This window comes from Hymenobacter puniceus (assembly GCF_014333525.1).
In the GTDB taxonomy this organism is placed as follows: Bacteria; Bacteroidota; Bacteroidia; order Cytophagales; family Hymenobacteraceae; genus Hymenobacter.
Genome location: NZ_JACSCX010000003.1, coordinates 630,810 through 648,732, shown reverse-complemented (window position 1 = coordinate 648,732; position 17,923 = coordinate 630,810). Strand labels below are relative to the sequence as shown.

16 protein-coding genes are annotated in these 17,923 nt (G+C 60.8%); 11 read left to right on the top strand and 5 right to left on the bottom strand.

Annotated features, from left to right (window positions below; translation table 11 throughout):
• Positions 1-136 precede the first annotated feature (136 nt).
• The gene (locus H8B14_RS11390; RefSeq protein WP_187315753.1) at positions 137-1,984 is read left to right on the top strand and encodes a glycoside hydrolase family 2 protein; all 1,848 of its coding nucleotides are present in this window, start codon (positions 137-139) and stop codon (positions 1,982-1,984) included.
• 87 nt (positions 1,985-2,071) lie between these two features.
• On the opposite strand, the gene H8B14_RS11385 is transcribed toward H8B14_RS11390, so the two are convergent.
• From H8B14_RS11385 to lpxK, 4 genes are all read right to left on the bottom strand, one after another.
• Positions 2,072-2,368 (bottom strand): hypothetical protein, encoded by a 297-nt coding sequence (locus tag H8B14_RS11385; protein WP_187315752.1) that lies wholly within the window; start codon positions 2,366-2,368, stop codon positions 2,072-2,074.
• A 244-nt stretch (positions 2,369-2,612) separates the two neighbouring features.
• Entirely contained in the window at positions 2,613-3,221 is a 609-nt protein-coding gene (miaE, locus tag H8B14_RS11380; protein WP_187315751.1) for a tRNA-(ms[2]io[6]A)-hydroxylase, read from the bottom strand.
• 82 nt (positions 3,222-3,303) lie between these two features.
• Positions 3,304-5,274, bottom strand: coding sequence for a putative porin (locus tag H8B14_RS11375; RefSeq protein ID WP_187315750.1), 1,971 nt, complete (start codon positions 5,272-5,274; stop codon positions 3,304-3,306).
• Between the two features lie 22 nt (positions 5,275-5,296).
• On the bottom strand, positions 5,297-6,361 hold the full coding sequence (gene lpxK, locus H8B14_RS11370; protein WP_187315749.1) for a tetraacyldisaccharide 4'-kinase: 1,065 nt from the start codon (positions 6,359-6,361) through the stop codon (positions 5,297-5,299).
• A gap of 287 nt (positions 6,362-6,648) precedes the next feature.
• Here lpxK and H8B14_RS11365 point away from each other — a divergent pair, with 287 nt between their 5' ends.
• The 5 genes from H8B14_RS11365 (at position 6,649) to pabB (ending at position 12,254) form a co-directional block, all read left to right on the top strand.
• Complete coding sequence (locus H8B14_RS11365) at positions 6,649-7,338, top strand: uracil-DNA glycosylase family protein (protein WP_187315748.1); 690 nt, start codon at positions 6,649-6,651, stop codon at positions 7,336-7,338.
• Positions 7,339-7,471: 133 nt separating this feature from the next.
• Positions 7,472-8,572 (top strand): Nif3-like dinuclear metal center hexameric protein, encoded by a 1,101-nt coding sequence (locus H8B14_RS11360; protein ID WP_187315747.1) that lies wholly within the window; start codon positions 7,472-7,474, stop codon positions 8,570-8,572.
• A complete protein-coding gene (locus H8B14_RS11355) occupies positions 8,562-9,323 on the top strand; it encodes a zinc ribbon domain-containing protein (protein ID WP_187315746.1) in 762 nt (253 codons plus the stop codon). The genes H8B14_RS11360 and H8B14_RS11355 overlap by 11 nt, the downstream gene beginning before the upstream one ends.
• A gap of 164 nt (positions 9,324-9,487) precedes the next feature.
• Entirely contained in the window at positions 9,488-10,924 is a 1,437-nt protein-coding gene (locus tag H8B14_RS11350; RefSeq protein ID WP_187315745.1) for a tetratricopeptide repeat protein, read from the top strand.
• A gap of 46 nt (positions 10,925-10,970) precedes the next feature.
• Complete coding sequence (pabB, locus tag H8B14_RS11345) at positions 10,971-12,254, top strand: aminodeoxychorismate synthase component I (RefSeq protein ID WP_315984823.1); 1,284 nt, start codon at positions 10,971-10,973, stop codon at positions 12,252-12,254.
• Positions 12,255-12,384: 130 nt separating this feature from the next.
• Here the strand turns inward: pabB and H8B14_RS11340 are convergent, their stop codons facing one another.
• A complete protein-coding gene (locus tag H8B14_RS11340) occupies positions 12,385-13,026 on the bottom strand; it encodes a chloramphenicol acetyltransferase (protein WP_187315744.1) in 642 nt (213 codons plus the stop codon).
• 69 nt (positions 13,027-13,095) lie between these two features.
• Between H8B14_RS11340 and H8B14_RS11335 the strand changes: the two genes are divergently transcribed.
• The 5 genes from H8B14_RS11335 (at position 13,096) to H8B14_RS11315 (ending at position 17,895) form a co-directional block, all read left to right on the top strand.
• Complete coding sequence (locus tag H8B14_RS11335; protein ID WP_187315743.1) at positions 13,096-13,791, top strand: HAD family hydrolase; 696 nt, start codon at positions 13,096-13,098, stop codon at positions 13,789-13,791.
• A gap of 273 nt (positions 13,792-14,064) precedes the next feature.
• Complete coding sequence (gene miaB, locus H8B14_RS11330) at positions 14,065-15,528, top strand: tRNA (N6-isopentenyl adenosine(37)-C2)-methylthiotransferase MiaB (protein ID WP_187315742.1); 1,464 nt, start codon at positions 14,065-14,067, stop codon at positions 15,526-15,528.
• A 31-nt stretch (positions 15,529-15,559) separates the two neighbouring features.
• Positions 15,560-16,015 (top strand): four helix bundle protein, encoded by a 456-nt coding sequence (locus H8B14_RS11325; protein ID WP_315984822.1) that lies wholly within the window; start codon positions 15,560-15,562, stop codon positions 16,013-16,015.
• 1 nt (position 16,016) lies between these two features.
• On the top strand, positions 16,017-17,333 hold the full coding sequence (locus tag H8B14_RS11320) for a sigma-54 interaction domain-containing protein (RefSeq protein WP_187315741.1): 1,317 nt from the start codon (positions 16,017-16,019) through the stop codon (positions 17,331-17,333).
• A gap of 64 nt (positions 17,334-17,397) precedes the next feature.
• Entirely contained in the window at positions 17,398-17,895 is a 498-nt protein-coding gene (locus H8B14_RS11315) for an LptE family protein (protein ID WP_261989970.1), read from the top strand.
• Positions 17,896-17,923: the final 28 nt, after the last annotated feature.

Here is a 17,923-nt window from a genome sequence, read left to right as displayed (position 1 = left end):
GGAGTGGTTTCTACCAGGCTGTTGCCAACTTCTTGCGGCATTCCAGGCAACCGAAACGGCCGGCACCACTCGCCTGGAGTAACCTCCGCATCATACATTGCAGAGCCTGCCCGGCGACACGTCTAACCTTACACGTATGAATTCGGAGCACACCAACTACAGTTTGTCGGATAGCCAGGAAGAAGCTAACCGGCAGGAAGTAGAAGCCGCCAACCCGCTGCCGCGAGCCGTACTGCGCCTCAACAACCACGTGCTGCTCGATGGCGAGTGGAAGTTTGCGTTGGACCCTGATGATAACGGTCTGCGCGAAACCTGGTACCTCGGCCACGACTACGACTACGTGGCCCAGTGGCCGGGCTCCATTGAAGAGCACATGGCCCAGGCCAAGGGCCAGGCCCACCCCACCGCCTGGCACGATAAGGTTGTGGGCTGGTACGAGCGGGAGTTCACGCTACCCGAAGTTGAGGAGCCCCTGACCCGGTCCATGCTGCAGCTCACCTTTGGGGCCTGCGGCTACGAAACGCAGGTGTGGCTGAACGGCCGCCAGCTGCGCACCATCGAGGGCGAAGACGTGCATTACGGCGAGTACACCTCGTTTTCGTACGAGCTGCGCGAAGAAAACCTGCACCTCGTCAACCGCCTCACCGTGCGCATTGCCGACACGATGGACGCCGAAACCACGCGCGGCAAGCAGGAGTCGCACATCTATAAGCGGGGGGGCATCTGGTACCACACCTACACCGGCGCCGTGCGCAGCGTGTGGCTGGAAATGGTGGAGCGCAACCGCCTCCGCTCCCGCCTCGGCGTAGACAGCGTGGTAGAAGACCAGTTGGTGCGCTTCAACGTCACAACCCGCATCCACGACCCCGGCCACTACACGCTGCGCCTGCGCGTGTATGAGCGCACCGGCCCCAAAGGCCGCGAGCCGCTGTTCACTTCCGAGTTTCCGCTGCGCTTGGAGGCCGGCCAGAAGCAGCAGCGCGTGGTGATGGAGATGCCCGGCGCCCGCCTTTGGTCGCCGGAGTTGCCGCACCTGTACCGGCTGGTGGCCGACCTGGTGGACGCGGAAGGCTATGAGGCCCAGATCAAAACCAGCTTCGGTTTGCGCAAGATTGAAAGCCGCGGCACCTATGTTTACCTCAACAACCAGCCCACTTACCTCGACGGCATTCTGTACCAGCCCGGCACGGCCACCTACGAGGAAATGAAGCGCCACATGCACGCCATGCAGGAGCTGGGCTGCAACCTGGTGCGCGTGCATATTGCCGGCGTCGATCCGCGCATCTACAACCTGGCCGACGAACTGGGGCTGCTGCTGTGGGTGGAAGTGCCCAGCCCGCACACTTCCAGCCCCCGCTCCCGCCAAAACCATTTCGAGGAGTTACAGCGCATGCTGGCTTTAATTGAAAGCCATCCTTCGGTGGTCATCTGGAGCCTCTACAACGAAGACTGGGGTTGCCAGGACATTGCCACCAACCTCGAAACCCGCCGCTACATCATCGACACCTACCACTACATGCTCATCGAGCATCCGCAGTTTCTGGTGGTTGACAACGACGGCTGGCACCACATTTCTGATGCGGGCCGCCTGAAATCTGACTTGCTTTCGGCCCACCTCTACACACCGGATCTGCCGCGCTGGCGCGAGCTGCTCGACCGGCTGGTAGCGGGTGAGATGTTTGGCACGGCGGCATATCCACTTATTGTCGGCGACGCGTTTTTCTACCGCCGCCAGAAGCCGCTGGTAGTTAGCGAATGGGGCGGATTTGGCTTCGCCGACTACGGTGGGCCTCAGGCCGGCGAGGAGCGCACTGAACGCATCCGGCAGTTTAAAAAAGAGCTGCGGGCCCGCCCCATCGCCGGCGACGTGTACACGCAGGCCACCAACATCGAGGACGAGCGCAACGGCATCATCGACCCGCACACCGGCGAGCTGTCGGTGCCGCCCGGCATACTCAACTCTCGCAGTAGTACGCCGGAGTAACCAGCAAAAAACCCAGCCGACTGAGTCGGCTGGGTTTTTTGCTGGTTTTAGGAGTGCCTGTATAGACACTGCCATACAAGAGGCCTCTTACTTATCGAGGCGCACGAACTGGCGCGCGAACTCCGGAATTTCTTTGTTGCTGGAGGGGTCAACGTCCAGCGTCAGCTCAATCATTACCGGCTGGCCTTTGGCAATGCCGTAGGCCAGCACGTCGTAGGCCATGCCCCGCTCGGTTTGATAATTGAATTTGTAGGCTTTCGCGGGATTATCCTGGATGAAAACCGTTATTTCCTGCATATCGTCGCCTTTCAGCTTTTTCATTTGCTGTTTGGCATACGCCTTGGGGGTTTCACGCAGATCGGCGAAGTTGATGTACATCAGCATGACAGCAAAGTTTTCAGCCTGCACCTCATACGGCGTCACTAGCTTGGCTTTTGCGGGCAGATCGTATTGCTGACCGCAAAAAACAAATTTCTCCGGCGCCGACTGACCAAGTGCTGCTATAGCCACAAAAACAAGGCAAAGAAAAATAGACAAGAATTTCATAGCCTGTAAGATATAGGATATCAGGCAAAGGTATGCCAGCCTTTTTTTTCCAACAGATTATTTTTTCCAGGGCTTGGCCGGCTCAATGCATCCGGTCGTCGCGCACGGGCAGGCTGGTCACGATTTCGCCCTCAATTTTCAGCAGCTCCTGCAGGCGCTCTTCCACTAGTTTGGGGTCGCAATACTCTTTGGCCAGCTCCACGTAGCTCACGAAGTGGCCTGCTTCGGACACCATCAGCTCGTAGTAGAATTTGCTTAGCTCGGGGTCGGGAATGTGCTTCCACAGCAGCTTGAACCGCTCGCAGCTGCGCGCCTCAATCAGGGCCGATACCAGTAGCTGATCCATGAGCTGCCGCTCGCGGGCGCCGCCTTTGCGCACGTGCGCCAGCAGTTGCACCACGTACTCGTCGCGGCGCGGGCGGCCCAGGGCGTAGCCGCGCTTGCGCAATTCCAGCAGCACCCGCTCGAAATGGCTCCACTCCTCGGCTACCAGATCGGTCAGCTCGTCCACGAGCCGGGTTTTCTCGGGGTAGTGAATGATCATGCTGATGCCGGTGCTGGCCGCTTTCTGCTCGCACCAGGCGTGGTCCACCAAGATGTCCTCGATGTTTTTGCTGGCAATATCCACCCACCGCGGGTCGGTGTTGAGCTTTAGCTTGAGGATGGTTTTTTCTCTTTCTGCTGGTTCCATGAGGAAATTCCTGAACGGGTATAGCGTGGATGACGGCGGCTCACTGATGAAACAACCAAGCTCCTAGGAACCCAAGCCTCTATTAATCAAAAAACTGCCACCGCAGCCCAAACTCGAAGCGGCGGGGCAGGCCGGTGTAGTAAGGCGTAATGAAGTAGCCGTTGCGCAGCAGCCCCTGGTTGACGTAGGCCATCTTAAGAAACACCGCTACTGTCTTGATGTCGCCGCTCAGAAACACGTCGGCCACAGCAAAGTTGCCGGCCGTGAAGTTGTCCTGCACGAAGAACTGCTGGGTGCTGGGGCTGTAGTTGTAGGGTTTCCAGGTGGACTGGTAGTATACCTCGGCCCCAATCTGCCCGAATAGCGCTTTTTTGAACAGATAGCCCTGGTAGTACACCTTGCTGTTGGTGACGAGGGCCGGAATCCGTAGGCCTGCCTGGTCGCCACCCTGGGTGCCGTGGGCTTGGTTGTCGAAAAAGATATTGCCCATGTTGAAGCGGTGCCGCGCCGAAGCTGTCAGTAGCCGCCGGTCCTCGCCGAGCTGCGCCGGCGCCCCATCGGCCCCATAGTACACCAACGACGTGATGTTGACAATAGCGCCCGAAGCTTCCAGACGGTGCCGGCCCAGCGTCTGGTCGAGGCGGGCGGTGAGCTGGTTTACTTTGGTGTTGTCGAAGCTATTCGCCCAGCGGTAATGGTTGCCGTCGAACTGCTCCTGCGTAAGCGTGGGCGAATAGCTGGTGCTTAGCAGCTCACCCGTGAGCGGGCCCAGCCGCGCCGCGCCGCGCAGCCAGTACTCCTGGTTACGGTCCGGGTTTTCCACGTCGAGGGCAAACACCTCCCCGGCCGTTTCGATGGCAAATAGCTTGTAGTTGAAAGCGGCCGTACCGCCCGCAAATACCTGGCTGTATGTGTTGCCGTCGGCCGCGGCGGGCTGCAGCTGGCCTACGTCGCCAATGGTCGGCGTGCCCACCAGGTGGCGCGTGGCCAGCGAGAGGCTGCGGTGCCGGGCATACAGCCGGTACTGCACCGCAGGGCTGCGGCCCAGCACGCCAAAGGTATTTTCCAGCCGCTGCGTCTCTGCCCGGTCATCGGTGCCAATGGTGCTGAGCAAGGCCCGCGGGTAGTAGAGCGGCTGGCTGGTGCCTGCCACCAGAGCAAGCTTGGTATCCTGAAAGCGGTTCATCTGGCGGCGCCAATCAATGACGTGAAACGCCGTGAGGCCGCGGCCTACCAGCCGATAGGAATGCGCCAGCCGCAGTCCGTCCCGGTGCTCGGTGCTGATGGCCGTAAACAGCCAGGGCCGCTCGTCGCCGTAGTCGAAGAGCTGGCTGAGTGTGGTGTCACGCCGGTCTACGGGAATTTCGGGGCCGTTCTGAGGGCGAATTCCACCCTGCTCGGCAGCGCGGTGGCGCGCGTTGTTGTAGTTGAACAGCGCGTGGTAGCGCTCATCGGTGCTTTCTAAGCGGGCAAAAAACAGAAAGTTGCTGTGCTCCACCAAGGGCTCACGCGGGTTGGTGGTGTAGAGCTTGTTGGCTGCAATCCGCTCGTAGGCCAGCCCCACGCTGGCTTTTTTGCTGATGCTGCGCGTGTACGACAGCTCAAATACCTGCTCGCCATTGCCGCCCTGAATGAAGCGGAAGAACATATACGGCGACTTGGAATCATAGTACGGAATGGTGGCCGGGTCGCGGGCGTACCGGTCAAAGGAGTGGCGGCCGAGGCGGGCGCCCAGCTCCATATTCGGGCGCCAGAGCAGCGGCCGGGCCGCCGTACCCACGTGCCCCAGGTCCTGGTGGAAGGTGCTGTCGTGGTACCAGTAGCGGGCCGAAGGAAAATTGGTGAGCGTGGTATCGATAATGCGGCCCTCGGTCTGGTCGCGCAGCAGGTCGGCCTCGCGCAGCACGCGGGTGGTGCGGGCACCGTAAAGCACCTTGGTAGAATCATCCAGAATCTGCGCCTGCCCGGTTGCCGGCCCGGCCAGCACTATCCAGAGCAGCCCCAGCAACCGGGCAGGCCCTGCCAACCGGCCATATAGCAGCCGATAATTCATACACAACGAAGGCAACAACGAGTCAGACAACAGCTTGGGGCTGAATGAAGGGTGACAGCAGCTGGCGCAGGCGGGCGGCGCCATCGGCCAGAAACTCCACGGTGATAGGAAGGTAGAAAACGGGCAGGCGGGCTATTTCCGTATGCAGCGCGGGCGCCAGCAACCGGGTGGCGTCTTTCTGCGTGGTAAAAATACAACGTCCGGGCCCGCAATGCGCGGCCAGAGCCGCAATTTCCGGGGCCGTGAAGCTATGGTGGTCGGCGAAGGCCGCATGATGCACCACCCGGAAGCCTGCTGCCGTGAGATAATCCAGCAGCGGCTCCGGCTGCGCAATGCCCGTCAGCAGCACGATTTCCGGCCCGCCCGGGGCCGATGGGGCGGCGCTGCCGGCCAATGGCACCGGCGCGGCGTAGGCATAGGTGGAAAACAGCACCGGCACCTCGGGCCGGGCGTAGCGCCGGATGCGGCGCGCAATTTCCTGCTGCCGCACAGCGTCCAGGTCGGTGTCGCACTTGGTCACAATCACCACGTCGGCGCGGCGGGCCCCGGCCCGGCTTTCGCGCAGGCGGCCGGCGGGCAGCACGTAGTCCTCATAAAAAGGCCGGTGCTGCTCGGTAAGCAGCACGCTGAAATCGGGCTGAACGCGGCGGTGCTGGTAGGCATCATCGAGCACCACGGCCCCTACCTGGGGCAAGGCAAACAGCTTATTGAGGCCGGTCAGGCGGTCTTCGCAGACGGCCACCGGCACGGCGGCGCCAAAGTCCTGATAGTGCTGCAACGGCTCGTCGCCGAAGGTTTCGGCGGTTTCCTGGGCACTGCCGAGGCGGAAGCCGCGGGTGCGGCGGCCGTAGCCGCGGCTGAGGATGGCGGGCTGCTGGCCCTGCCGCAGCAGCTCACGCACCAGCCACGCTACGTGCGGCGTTTTGCCGGTGCCACCCACCCGCAGGTTGCCCACGCCAAGCACCGGCACCGGCCAGAAATTGCCGTACGGCTTGCGGCCCGTATCATACAGCCAGTTGCGCACGGCCATCACGCCGGCGTAGAGCCAGCTGAAAGGCAGCAGCAACAGCGTCAGGAACGAGGGCATAGGGTGACAAAGGTAGCGGAGCAGGATCTTGTATGCTGTAGAGACGCAATATTTTGCGCCTCGTCGTTGCTGCCGTTGTTTTTGCCGTCATTCCAAGCAGCGCGAGGAATCTCGCCAGTGCAGTAAAGTCAGTCACTACACCCCGGAATTCCGAGTGCTATCCGGGTAGAGGGTCAGCTTTCGGCAAGATGCTTCCGCCGCACCTTTGCCTGATGCTTTCGGTCGTCAGCAGAGCAGATCAACCAACGTTAGCAACGCCAGGCCGCGAATATGCGTCTCAACAGCATATGCCCGACACCTTCGCTGACCGCCTGCTGCACCTGCTTGTCACATTTCCGCCGGCCCCGGCCCTGCCCGACGAGGTACAGGCCTACAACCCCTATCAGGAACCAGTCGTAGCGGCGCTGCTCACGCAGTTTGCGCAGAAATTCTACGCCGACAACCGCCCGCGGGTGGCGCTGCTGGGCATCAATCCGGGTCGGTTTGGTTCGGGCCGCACCGGCGTGGCCTTCACCGATCCGGCTGCGCTGGCCGACCATTGCGGCATCCTTAACGGCCAGCCGCGGCACCCGGAGCTGAGCAGCCAGTTCGTGTACCGGGTGGTAGCCGAGTTGGGTGGCCCCACCGAATTCTACCGCCACTTCTACCTAAGCTCCCTGTACCCGCTGGTGCTGCTGCGCGACAGCAAAAACTACAACTACTACGACTCGCCGGCGCTGCAGCGGGCCCTGGAGCCCGAAATCCGGGTGACGCTGCAGCGGCAGGTGTCGGAGTTGGGGCTGGCCCGCCACGCGGCCATTTGCCTGGGCCGGCGCAATGGGCTGCTGTTTGAAAAGCTCAATCAGGAGTTGGAGCTGTTCGACAAGATTATCGTGCTGGACCATCCGCGTTATATCATGCAGTACCGGCGCCGTTACCTGGCCGACCACGTGGCGCAATACGCGGAGGTGCTGCTTCAATTAAAAAGTGAGAATTAAAAATTATGAATTGGGGCAGCTGGCGAAATTTGCGGCGGGTTGACGTTGCTCTGGTCGGAAGCCTCCGCCGCCGGACTGGGAGGATGACACAGCGTCATTTTTAATTTTTAATTCTCAATTTTTAATTCCCCAAATGCCAACCGTTCAGGAACTTGCCCGTGCGCTGGAAGCGGCGGCGCCCCTCGCCTACCAGGAATCCTACGATAACGCCGGCCTGCAGTGCGGCAACCCACAGCAGGAAATAACCGGTGTGCTGATTGCGCTGGACTGCACGCCGGCCGTGGTAGACGAGGCCATCCGGCGGGGCTGCAACGTGGTGGTGGCCCATCACCCGTTGATTTTCAAGCCCCTCAAACGCCTCACCGGCGCCAACGAGGTAGAGCAAACCCTGCTCAAAGCCATTAAAAACGATGTAGCGCTCTACGCCGCCCACACCAACCTCGACAACGTCCGCCACGGCGTCAACCGCAAGCTGGCCGACAAGCTGGGCCTGCAAAACGTGCGCATCCTCGACCCCAAAACCGGCTTGCTGGCCAAGCTGATAACCTACGTGCCCGCCACCCACACTGAAGCCGTGCTGGCCGCCCTCTACGCCGCTGGCGCCGGCCAGATCGGTGACTATTCAGCGTGCAGCTTCCGCATGGATGGCACGTTCACGTTCACGCCCGGCCTGGGCACCAACCCATTTTCGGGGGAGCCGGGCCAGCCGCACACCGGGCCCGAGCAGCGGGTGGAAGTGCTGCTGCCGCTGCATCGGCAGCGGGCAGCGCTGCAGGCGTTGCGCCAGGCCCACCCTTACGAGGAAGTGGCCTACGAAATCATCCAGCTGGAAAACGAAAACCAGGAAGTAGGCTCCGGTATGGTGGGCGAGCTGCCCGAAGCCCTGAGCCCATCGGCGTTTCGGCAGCGCCTCAAAGAAGCCCTGGGCGTGCCCGTGGTGAAGCACACCGACTTCGACCAACCCATCAAAAAAGTAGCCATCTGCGGCGGTGCGGGCAGCTTTCTGATTGGCAAAGCCCGCGCCGCCGGTGCCGACGCCTACGTAACCGGCGACCTGAAATACCACGAATATTTCCAGGCCGAAGGCCACTTGCTGCTCTGCGACGTAGGACACTTTGAGAGCGAACAATTCACCGGTGAAATCTTCCGGGATTTGCTTACCGATAAGTTTGGAAGTACTTTTGCGCTCTTCATTGCCGAGACCTACACCAACCCCGTCCGATATGACTGCTAAGACCGTCGCCACTGCCCCGGCCGATGCCCCCGTTGCCAGCAAGCTGGAATCCCTGCTCAACCTGCAACGCATTGACTCGCAGCTCGACGAAATCCGGCGCGTGCGCGGCGACCTTCCCGAAGAAGTGCGCGACCTGGAAGATGAAATTGCCGGCTACGAGGTGCGCGTAAGCAAGTTCGACGAGGAAATCTCCGGCCTCAACGACCAAATCAAACAGCGCAAGCAGGCCGCCAAAGATGCCGATGGCCTGATCAAGCGCTACGAAGACCAGCAGCAGAACGTGCGCAACAACCGCGAGTACGAGGCTATTGCCAAGGAAATCGAGTTGCAGAAGCTGGAAATCCAGATTTCGGAAAAGAAAATCAAGGAGGCGCAGTACCAGATCGACATGAAGAATGTTGAAATTGGTGGCACCAAGCAGAAGCTGGAAGAGCGCAAGAAAGACCTTGAGAACAAGAAAGGTGAGCTGAACGTCATTGTAGGCGAAAGCGAAGCCGACGAGAAAAAGCTGCTGGATGAGCGCGAAGGCGCCAAGCAGCCTATCGAGGAGCGCCTCTACACCGCCTATACCCGCATCCGTGGCAACGTACGCAACGGCCTGGCCGTGGTGACGGTGAAGCGCGACGCCTGCGGCGGCTGCTTCAACACGGTGCCCCCGCAGCGCCAGGCCGACATCATTGCCCACAAGAAAATCATCGTGTGTGAGCATTGTGGCCGGGTTCTGGCCGATGTAGAAGCCCGCGTAGCGTAGCTTTTCTCTTTCCTGAAGTTGAAAAAGGAACGGCCTCACGTCGTTCCTTTTTCTTTGTCCTTATAAGTCATTGAATGCTGGTTTTGGGCACAATATGCCGTCAGGAGTGTAGCAGTACACTACGTCAGTGGCTGCTGCTGCTGTGCGCTCTGCTGCGTTTCGGGATGGCCCACGGGGGGCCGCAGCTGGAGCTTCGGCAACCCGAAAACCAACTCAGCTCCATTCAGGTGCGGGCTTACACTGAAGTGCTGAAACTGCGCCCCAACGCGGCCCGCACCATGCTGCGCGAGTCGCCCGCTACGGCGGGCACGCTGCTCGTGCTTGATGCCGCCAGCATCACGGAGCTACTCGTCACGCAGGACGCCAGCCGCTACGCCGCCACCGTGGCCGCCCAGGACCAGCGGCTGGCCCAACTGGAGAAAACGCCGGCGCCAGGCGCGCTGCCGGAGTATGCCCGCGCTGAAATCCGGCTGCACCAAGCGGCAGCGCAGGTGGTGTTTGGGCACGAGGTGCAGGGCGCCTGGAGCTTGCGGCAGGCCTACCAGCAGATGCAGGCCGTGGTGAAGCGCTACCCCCACTACCTGCCGGCGCGCAAAACGCTGGGGCTGATGCAGTTCTTTATTGGGTCGTTGCCGGACGGCTACCGCTGGTTTCTGAAGCTGCTGGGACTGCCCGGCAGTGTAACGGGCGGCCTGAGCAACCTGCGCGCCGCTGCCCGCCAGCCCAACGACTTCCAGACAGAAGCCCGGATTTTGCTGGCCTTGGTGGAAGAAACCTACTACAAAAAGCCCGAGGCAGGGCTCCTGCTGATCCGCCAGCTCCAGCAGCAGCAACCCGACAACCTGCTCTACGCCTACCTACTTGTGAGTTTGCACAAAAAGCAGCACCACACCGAGGCAGCGCTGGCCGCCTACCGCGCCCGCCCCACCGGGCCAGCTTACGTGGCCTTGCCCTACCTGCGCCACATGGCCGCCGACCTGCTGCTCTACCAAGGCGAGTATGCCGCTTCCCGCCACGAAAACGAGCTATTTCTGCAGCAATACCAAGGCCAGCACTACCGCAAAGACGCCTGGTTCAAGCTTTACCTGGCCGCCTGGCTGGGTGGCGACGCGCCGGCCGCCGCCCGCTACCGCCGTCAGATTACCGCTGGCGGCCACACCGTAGTGGAGGAAGACACCTATGCGCAGCGTTTTATTGAAGGCAAGTTGCCGCTCAACCCGTTGCTTACGCGGGCCCGGCTGCAGATTGACGGCGGCTACTACCGCGAGGCCCTGACCACCCTAGCCGGGTTCCGGAGCACTGCCGCCACGCCCCTACGCGACCAGCTGGAGGAGCCCTACCGGCGGGCCCGCGCCTGGCACCTGCTCGGCCGCCCCGACTCGGCGCGGCTGCTCTACGCCCGCACTATCGCGCTGGCCGGCAACGCCCCGTATTATTTCGCGCCTCAGGCTGCACTGCAGCTTGGCTATCTGTATCAGGCTGAAGGGCAAGCCAACACGGCTCGGATTTATTTCAGAAAAGCCCTGAGCTACGCAAAGCACGAGTACAAAAACAGCACCGATACCAAAGCTAAGCTGGCCCTGAAAGAGTTAGGCGAGTAAGCACCCTGACGCCGGTTTCCGGCCCTTGGCCGTGTACCTTTGCCCCGTGTCCGCCACCATGCTGTCTGTTCCCCTTTCCGAGTTGCCCGCCGATTTCCGGGCCCGCGCCCTGCGCTGGGCGGTCAGCTTTCCGCACTGCGCTTACTTCGAGCCCAACAACTTAGCCTATCCACAGGGCCCTTTCGACCAGTTGCTGGGCGTGGCCACAGATGCGCCCGATGCACCCCGCACGCTGGACGAGCTACGCGCGTGGCAGCAACAGGCCAGCGCAGCACCACGCCTGGGCTTGCTGACGTACGATGTCAAAAATGAAATTGAAGACCTGCACAGCCGCAACGCCTCGGGGCTGGCGTGGCCGACACTGCATTTCTTTTCGCCGCAAACCTGGCTGATCTGGCGGCCGGATACGCTGGAGCTGCACGGCCACACGGCCGGCGTGCTGAATGCCATTTTGACCACGGAGCTACCGGTTTCGCCGGCACCTACCGTGCCGGCCCTCACGCCCCGCATGTCCAAAACGGATTACCTGCGGGCGGTAGATGCCGTGCGCGAGGACATCCTCAATGGTGAAGTGTACGAGCTGAACCTGTGCCAGGAGTTCTACGCCGAAGGCGTGCAACTGGACCCGGTAGACGTGTTTTTGCGCCTCAACGCCGCTTCGCCGGCGCCGTTTGCGGGCTTCTTCCGGCACCACAGCCACTACCTTCTCTGCGCTTCGCCCGAGCGGTTTTTGTCCCGCCGAGCCGACACCATCGTCTCGCAGCCCATCAAAGGCACCATCCGGCGCGGTGGCACCCCCGCCGAAGACGAACAGCAGCGCCAGACTCTGCTGCACGACGAAAAGGAGCGCGCCGAAAACCTGATGATTGTGGATCTGGTGCGCAACGACCTCGCCCGCGTGGCCGAAACTGGCACCGTGCAGGTACCCGAGCTGTTCGGCCTTTACCCTTTCCGGCACGTCTGGCAGATGATTTCCACGGTGCAGGCCCAGCTGCGCCCTGGTGTGGATCTGGTGGACGTGCTGCGCGCTGCCTTCCCAATGGGCTCGATGACCGGCGCGCCAAAAATCCGGGCCATGCAGCTTATCGAGCACTACGAGCAGACCCGGCGCGGCCTCTACAGCGGCAGCATCGGCTACGCCTGGCCCAACGGCGACTTCGAGTTCAACGTCGTCATTCGCAGCCTGCAGTACCGCCCCGATACAGGCTACCTCAGCTTCCAGGTTGGCTCGGCCATCACCTACGACTCGGTGCCGGAGCGCGAGTACGAGGAATGCCTGCTCAAAGCCCGCGCTATTCTGGATGTGCTGGGCGCAGTGGTGGCGGAGTAATGAGGTGACGAGGTAAAAAGAACGTCCTGCTGAGCTTATCGAAGCACCTCTACTGCTTCGATAAGCTCAGCAAAACGAAGCGGTAGAGATGCTTCGACAAGCTCAGCATGACGTTCAACCCACCAATCTATTACCCCACCAACCCACCACCCAGCCGCCGCTCGAACTCCTGCAGAAACAGCCCGACGTGGTAGCCATCGGCCAGCGCGTGGTGCACGTTCACCGAGACGGGCATGTAGGTGGCGCCGTTTTCCTCGTAGAGCTGGCCGAAGGAGATTTTAGGGCAGCTGTCGGGGTGCGTGAAGCTGCGGGCGTGGGTGAGGCCGCTGAAGCGCACCCACGGAATAGCCGAGCAGTGCAGCACGTCCACGCGGGCAGTGGTACCACTCAGACGCAGACCGGTGCTGGCTTGCACGGCCGCTATTTCCGCTTCGGCCGAGGCCACAAACGTGGCCAGGTCGGGGTTTTGCTCGATAAAGGAAAACGAAAACGTATGGTCGGGGCGGCCGAGCGTGGCCGAAACGTGCACCTGCTCATACTGGTACACCTGCCCATCTTCGATGCGGGTACGGAACTCGGGCACGGCATTGGCGGCCTGCGCGGCGTGGTGCAGGTAGTACAGGAAAAATGACACGCCCAGCCGCTTGGCCTCGGCCTGCGCACCGGTGCAGTTCACGGGCGCCACCAGCCCGAAAAACGGTTCTTCAAACTGGGAGAAGAAGGCAAAATGCTCACGGCGGTTCCAGGTGGCTTGGTCGATCAGCTGTTTCATGGCCGGCAAGTTCGGTAACTTTGCTGGCTCTCCGGGCCGTTGGCGCGGGTTTTCAGCTATTATCAGACCATGCCCGCTCCCCTGCTCATTGCCTTCGACGCCGACGACACGCTCTGGCCCAACCAGCCCCACTTCGACCAGGTGGAAGCGCGTCTTTTTGAAATTATGGCCCATTGCGGCGACGCCACCCACATCAGCACGCACCTCAATGACGTGCAGCGCCGCAACATGGAGCTGTTCGGCTACGGCGCCAAGTCGTTTATGCTCTCGATGATTGAAACCGCCATCCAACTCACCCAGGGCAACGTACGCGGCTCCGATATTCAGGAAATCCTCGACATGGGCAAAGACCTGCTGCGCTACCCCATCGAGCCCCTGCCCGGCGTAATTGACGTGGTGACAGAGCTGCGCCAGCGCGGCCACCGCCTGCTGGTGCTCACCAAAGGCGACCTGTTCGACCAGGAAAGCAAAATTGCCCGCTCCGGCCTTGGCGACCTGTTCGACCACGTGGAAGTGGTGAGCGAGAAAAACGAAACCACCTACCAGCGCCTGCTCACCCGCTACAACGCCTCGGCCGACAACTTTGTGATGATTGGCAACTCATTGAAATCCGACATTCTGCCCGTGGCCCGGCTGGGCCTCCGCGCCGTGCACGTGCCTTACCATGCCAACTGGATTTTCGAGCACGTTGCGCCCGAGCTGCTGGAGGGCTTGGCGTTTCACACCGTGCAGGACGTCCGCGAGGTGCTGGACTATCTGGGCTGAGGTGAGAGGGTGGATTGGAACGGTACTGTCATCCTGAGCTTGCGAAGGACCTTATAGAATGAGAACGACTCCGCGAACCTCAGCGCAACCCTCCGAGCCGCTGCAGGAACTACCATAAGCGCGGCTCGTTCTCGCGTGATAAGGTCCTTCGCAAGCTCAGGATGACAGAAACTACCACATCATTCCCCTCTGCCATTCTGTCATTTTAGCCCCGAAAAGCCTACCTTTGCCCTCCACCGAACTGTGTAGCTGACGCCGCCGAGGCTTTTTTCCATGTCCCAACCGCTGATTACGCTCGACTTTCTCGACACGCCTACCCTGCCCACGCCCGCCGTGGACGCTACCACCCACGCCCACGAGCCCTCCGGCGAAGTGCGCGTGAGTGCGGCTACCCGCACCGGTCAGGGCCGCAAGCTCTACATCGAAAGCTACGGCTGCCAGATGAACTTCTCGGACTCGGAAATCGTGTCCAGCATCCTGTTTGAGCAGGGCTTCGATACCACCGACGACCTGGCCAGCGCCGACCTCGTGCTGCTTAATACCTGCTCCATCCGTGAGAAGGCCGAGCAGACCGTGCGCATGCGCCTCTCCCAGATCAACAGCTACAAAAAACGCAAGCCCAGCATGCTGGTGGGCGTGCTCGGCTGCATGGCCGAGCGCCTGAAAAGCAAGTTTCTGGAAGAAGAAAAGCTGGTGGACCTAGTCGTAGGCCCCGACGCCTACCGCGACCTGCCCCAGCTGATCCAGCAGGTAGACGGCGGCCAGAAAGCCGTGAACGTGCTGCTGAGCCGCGAGGAAACCTACGCCGACATCACGCCGGTGCGCCTGAACAGCAACGGCATCACGGCCTTCATCAGCATCATGCGCGGCTGCGACAACATGTGCTCGTTCTGCGTGGTGCCCTTTACCCGCGGCCGTGAGCGGAGCCGCGACGCCCACAGCATCGTGCGCGAAGCCCAGGATCTGGTGGCTGCTGGCTACAAGGAAGTTACCCTGCTCGGCCAGAACGTGGACTCCTACAAGTGGGCCAGCGAAGACGGCCAGGAGCACGTGAACTTTGCGCAGCTGCTGGAGCGTGTGGCGTTGGTGAGCCCGGAGTTGCGGGTGCGCTTCTCTACCTCGCACCCCAAAGACATTACGGACGAGGTGCTGCACACCATGGCCCGCTACGACAACATCTGCAAATACATCCATCTACCGGCCCAAAGCGGTAACTCGCGCATCCTGGCTCTGATGAACCGCACCTACGACCGGCCCTGGTACGAGGAGCGCGTGCAGGCCATCCGCCGCATCCTCGGCAACGACTGCGCCATCAGCACCGACATGATTGCGGGCTTCTGCTCGGAAACTGAGGAAGAGCACCAGGACACGCTCAGCCTCATCGACTGGGTGCAGTACGACATGGCCTTCATGTTCTTCTACTCGGAGCGCCCCGGCACGCTGGCCGCCCGCAAGCTCCAGGACGACGTACCGCTGGACGTGAAAAAGCGCCGCCTGCAGGAAATAATTGATTTGCAGCAGAAAAGCAGCGCCGCCCGCAACCAGCAGGCCGTGGGCAAAATGCACCGGGTGCTGGCCGAGAATTTCTCCAAGCGCAGCGACCAGCACCTCAGCGGCCGCAACAGCCAGAACCAGGTCGTCATTTTCCCCAAAAAGCACTACCAGAAAGGCGACTACGTGAACGTCTTCGTGCACACCGGCACCGGCGGTTCGTTGCTGGGGGATTCGGTGGAATAATTAGTTGTCAGTTGCTGGTTGTCAGTTGTTAGTGTCTGTTGATATGGGAAACGGAGCTGAAAGGTCCTACACAGAGCTTGTTGTCTGGCAAAAAAGCAGGGCTTTGGTCAGTGCGGTCTATAACCTGACCAAGCGTTTTCCGAAGGAAGAGCTTTTCGGCTTGAGCAATCAAATGCGCCGGGCCGCCGTTTCCATTCCGTCCAACATTGCTGAAGGCTGCGGCCGCCAACACTCGCGTGATACTCTGCAGTTTCTATTTATAGCCCGAGGATCACTATTTGAGATTGAAACCCAATGCTATCTGGCCGCTGATCAACAGTATATTTCCTCTGAAGAGTTGACTCTTATTCTGACAGCTATTCAGGAGTGCAAGAAGCTACTGCAGGGATTCATTCGTTATTATCGTACGCTCGCACCGTCGTCACAAGCGCATGAAGATGCTGCGTTCTACCAAACTGACAACGGACAACTACCAACAGACAACTGATTTGACACCTTCCGAAATACAAAGCATCAAACAACGGTTCGGCATCATCGGCAATGCGCCGTCGCTGAACTACGCCATTCAGGTGGCCACGCAGGTAGCGCCCACCGACATGACGGTGCTGATAACCGGCGAAAGTGGCTCCGGCAAGGAGTCGTTTTCCAAGATTATCCATGCCCTGTCGCCGCGCAAGCACGGGCAGTTTATTGCTATCAACTGCGGCGCCATCCCGGAAGGCACCATCGACTCGGAGCTGTTCGGGCACGAAAAGGGCTCATTCACTGGCGCGCAGGAAGCCCGCAAAGGCTACTTTGAGGTGACCAACGGCGGCACCATCTTCCTCGATGAGATTGGCGAGATGCCGCTCGGCACCCAGGCCCGCTTGCTGCGAGTGCTTGAAAACGGCGAGTTTATCCGCGTCGGCAGCAGCAAAGTGCAGAAGACCGACGTGCGCGTAGTGGCCGCTACCAACGTGAATCTGCTGGATGCCGTGCGCGAGGGCCGCTTTCGTGAAGACTTATATTACCGCCTGAACACGGTGCCGATTACGGTTCCACCACTGCGTGAGCGAGGCGACGATATCTACTTATTATTCAGAAAGTTTACCACTGACTTTTCCGATAGATACCGCGTCAAGCCGATAACGCTGACGCCCGACGCGGTGCAGGAATTACAGCGTTTCCGCTTCCCCGGCAACATCCGCCAACTCAAGAACGTGGCCGAGCAGCTGTCGGTGCTGGAGACGGACCGCGAGATTGACAACCGCCGCCTGCGCCAGTACCTGCCGCAGGAGCAGGCCAGCCAACTGCCTATGCTGCTGCACGCCGCCGGCCCCGATGCGGCCGGCAGCGGCTACTCGGAGCGCGACCTGCTCTACAAAGTGCTCTTCGACATGCGCCGCGACATGACCGACCTCAAGAAGCTGGTGTTGGAAATGGCCGCCGGCCAGCGCCCGCAGGACTCGCAGGAGTTGCTGCGCCAGAACAGCCACCTGTTCACCAACATCAACGCCGCGCCCTACGAAAGCGGCAACCGCCCGTTGCGCCAGCCCTCCCCCGATGGCGGCGCCACCGAATACATTCTCACCCCCGGCCCCCTCGACGACGACGCCACCGACTACGAGGACGAGGTGCAGCGGGTGGAAGATATTCCGCACGAAACCGAGGAAGAAACCCTCTCGCTGGAAGCCAAAGAGAAGGAAATGATTCTCAAAGCCCTGAAAAAGCACCACAACAAGCGTAAATACGCCGCCCACGACCTGGGTATTTCCGAGCGCACTCTCTACCGTAAACTCAAGCAGTATGACTTGGAAAATGCGTAGTCTTGCGCTACAAGCTCCTTTTCGCAAGGCCGGAACCAGGTCGGCTACCCTCTTAGCTTGCAGCTTGTGGCTTATAGCTTGCAGCTTACTGAGCGGTTGCTCGGTTTACTCGTTTTCGGGCACCAACATCGACCCGGAGGTGAAAACCATTTCCATCAGCACCTTCCAGAATAACTCCAGCAACGGGCCGTCTTTCCTGGCCCAGCGCTTCACCGAGGACTTCAAGGACTACTTCCAGCGCAACACCACGCTCAAGCTTGTGCCGCGCGACGGCGACCTGCAGTTTGAGGGCGCCATCACGGCCTACGACTATGCGCCGGCCGCCATCCAGAACCAAAACGGCATCGACCAGGCCGGCGTCAACCGCCTCACCATTCAGGTGCGCGTGAAGTATTCCAACACCAAGGACCCCAAGCAGGACTTCGAGCAGACGTTTCAAAGCAACGGCGACTTCCCAGCCGACCAAGACATTACGCGCATCAACAACGACCCCACGGCCACGCGCCGTATCACCCAGAACATCATCACTGATACCTTCAACAAGTCGGTGGCGAACTGGTAGCCGGGGTGGCCGGGCTGGCGCAAGTGCG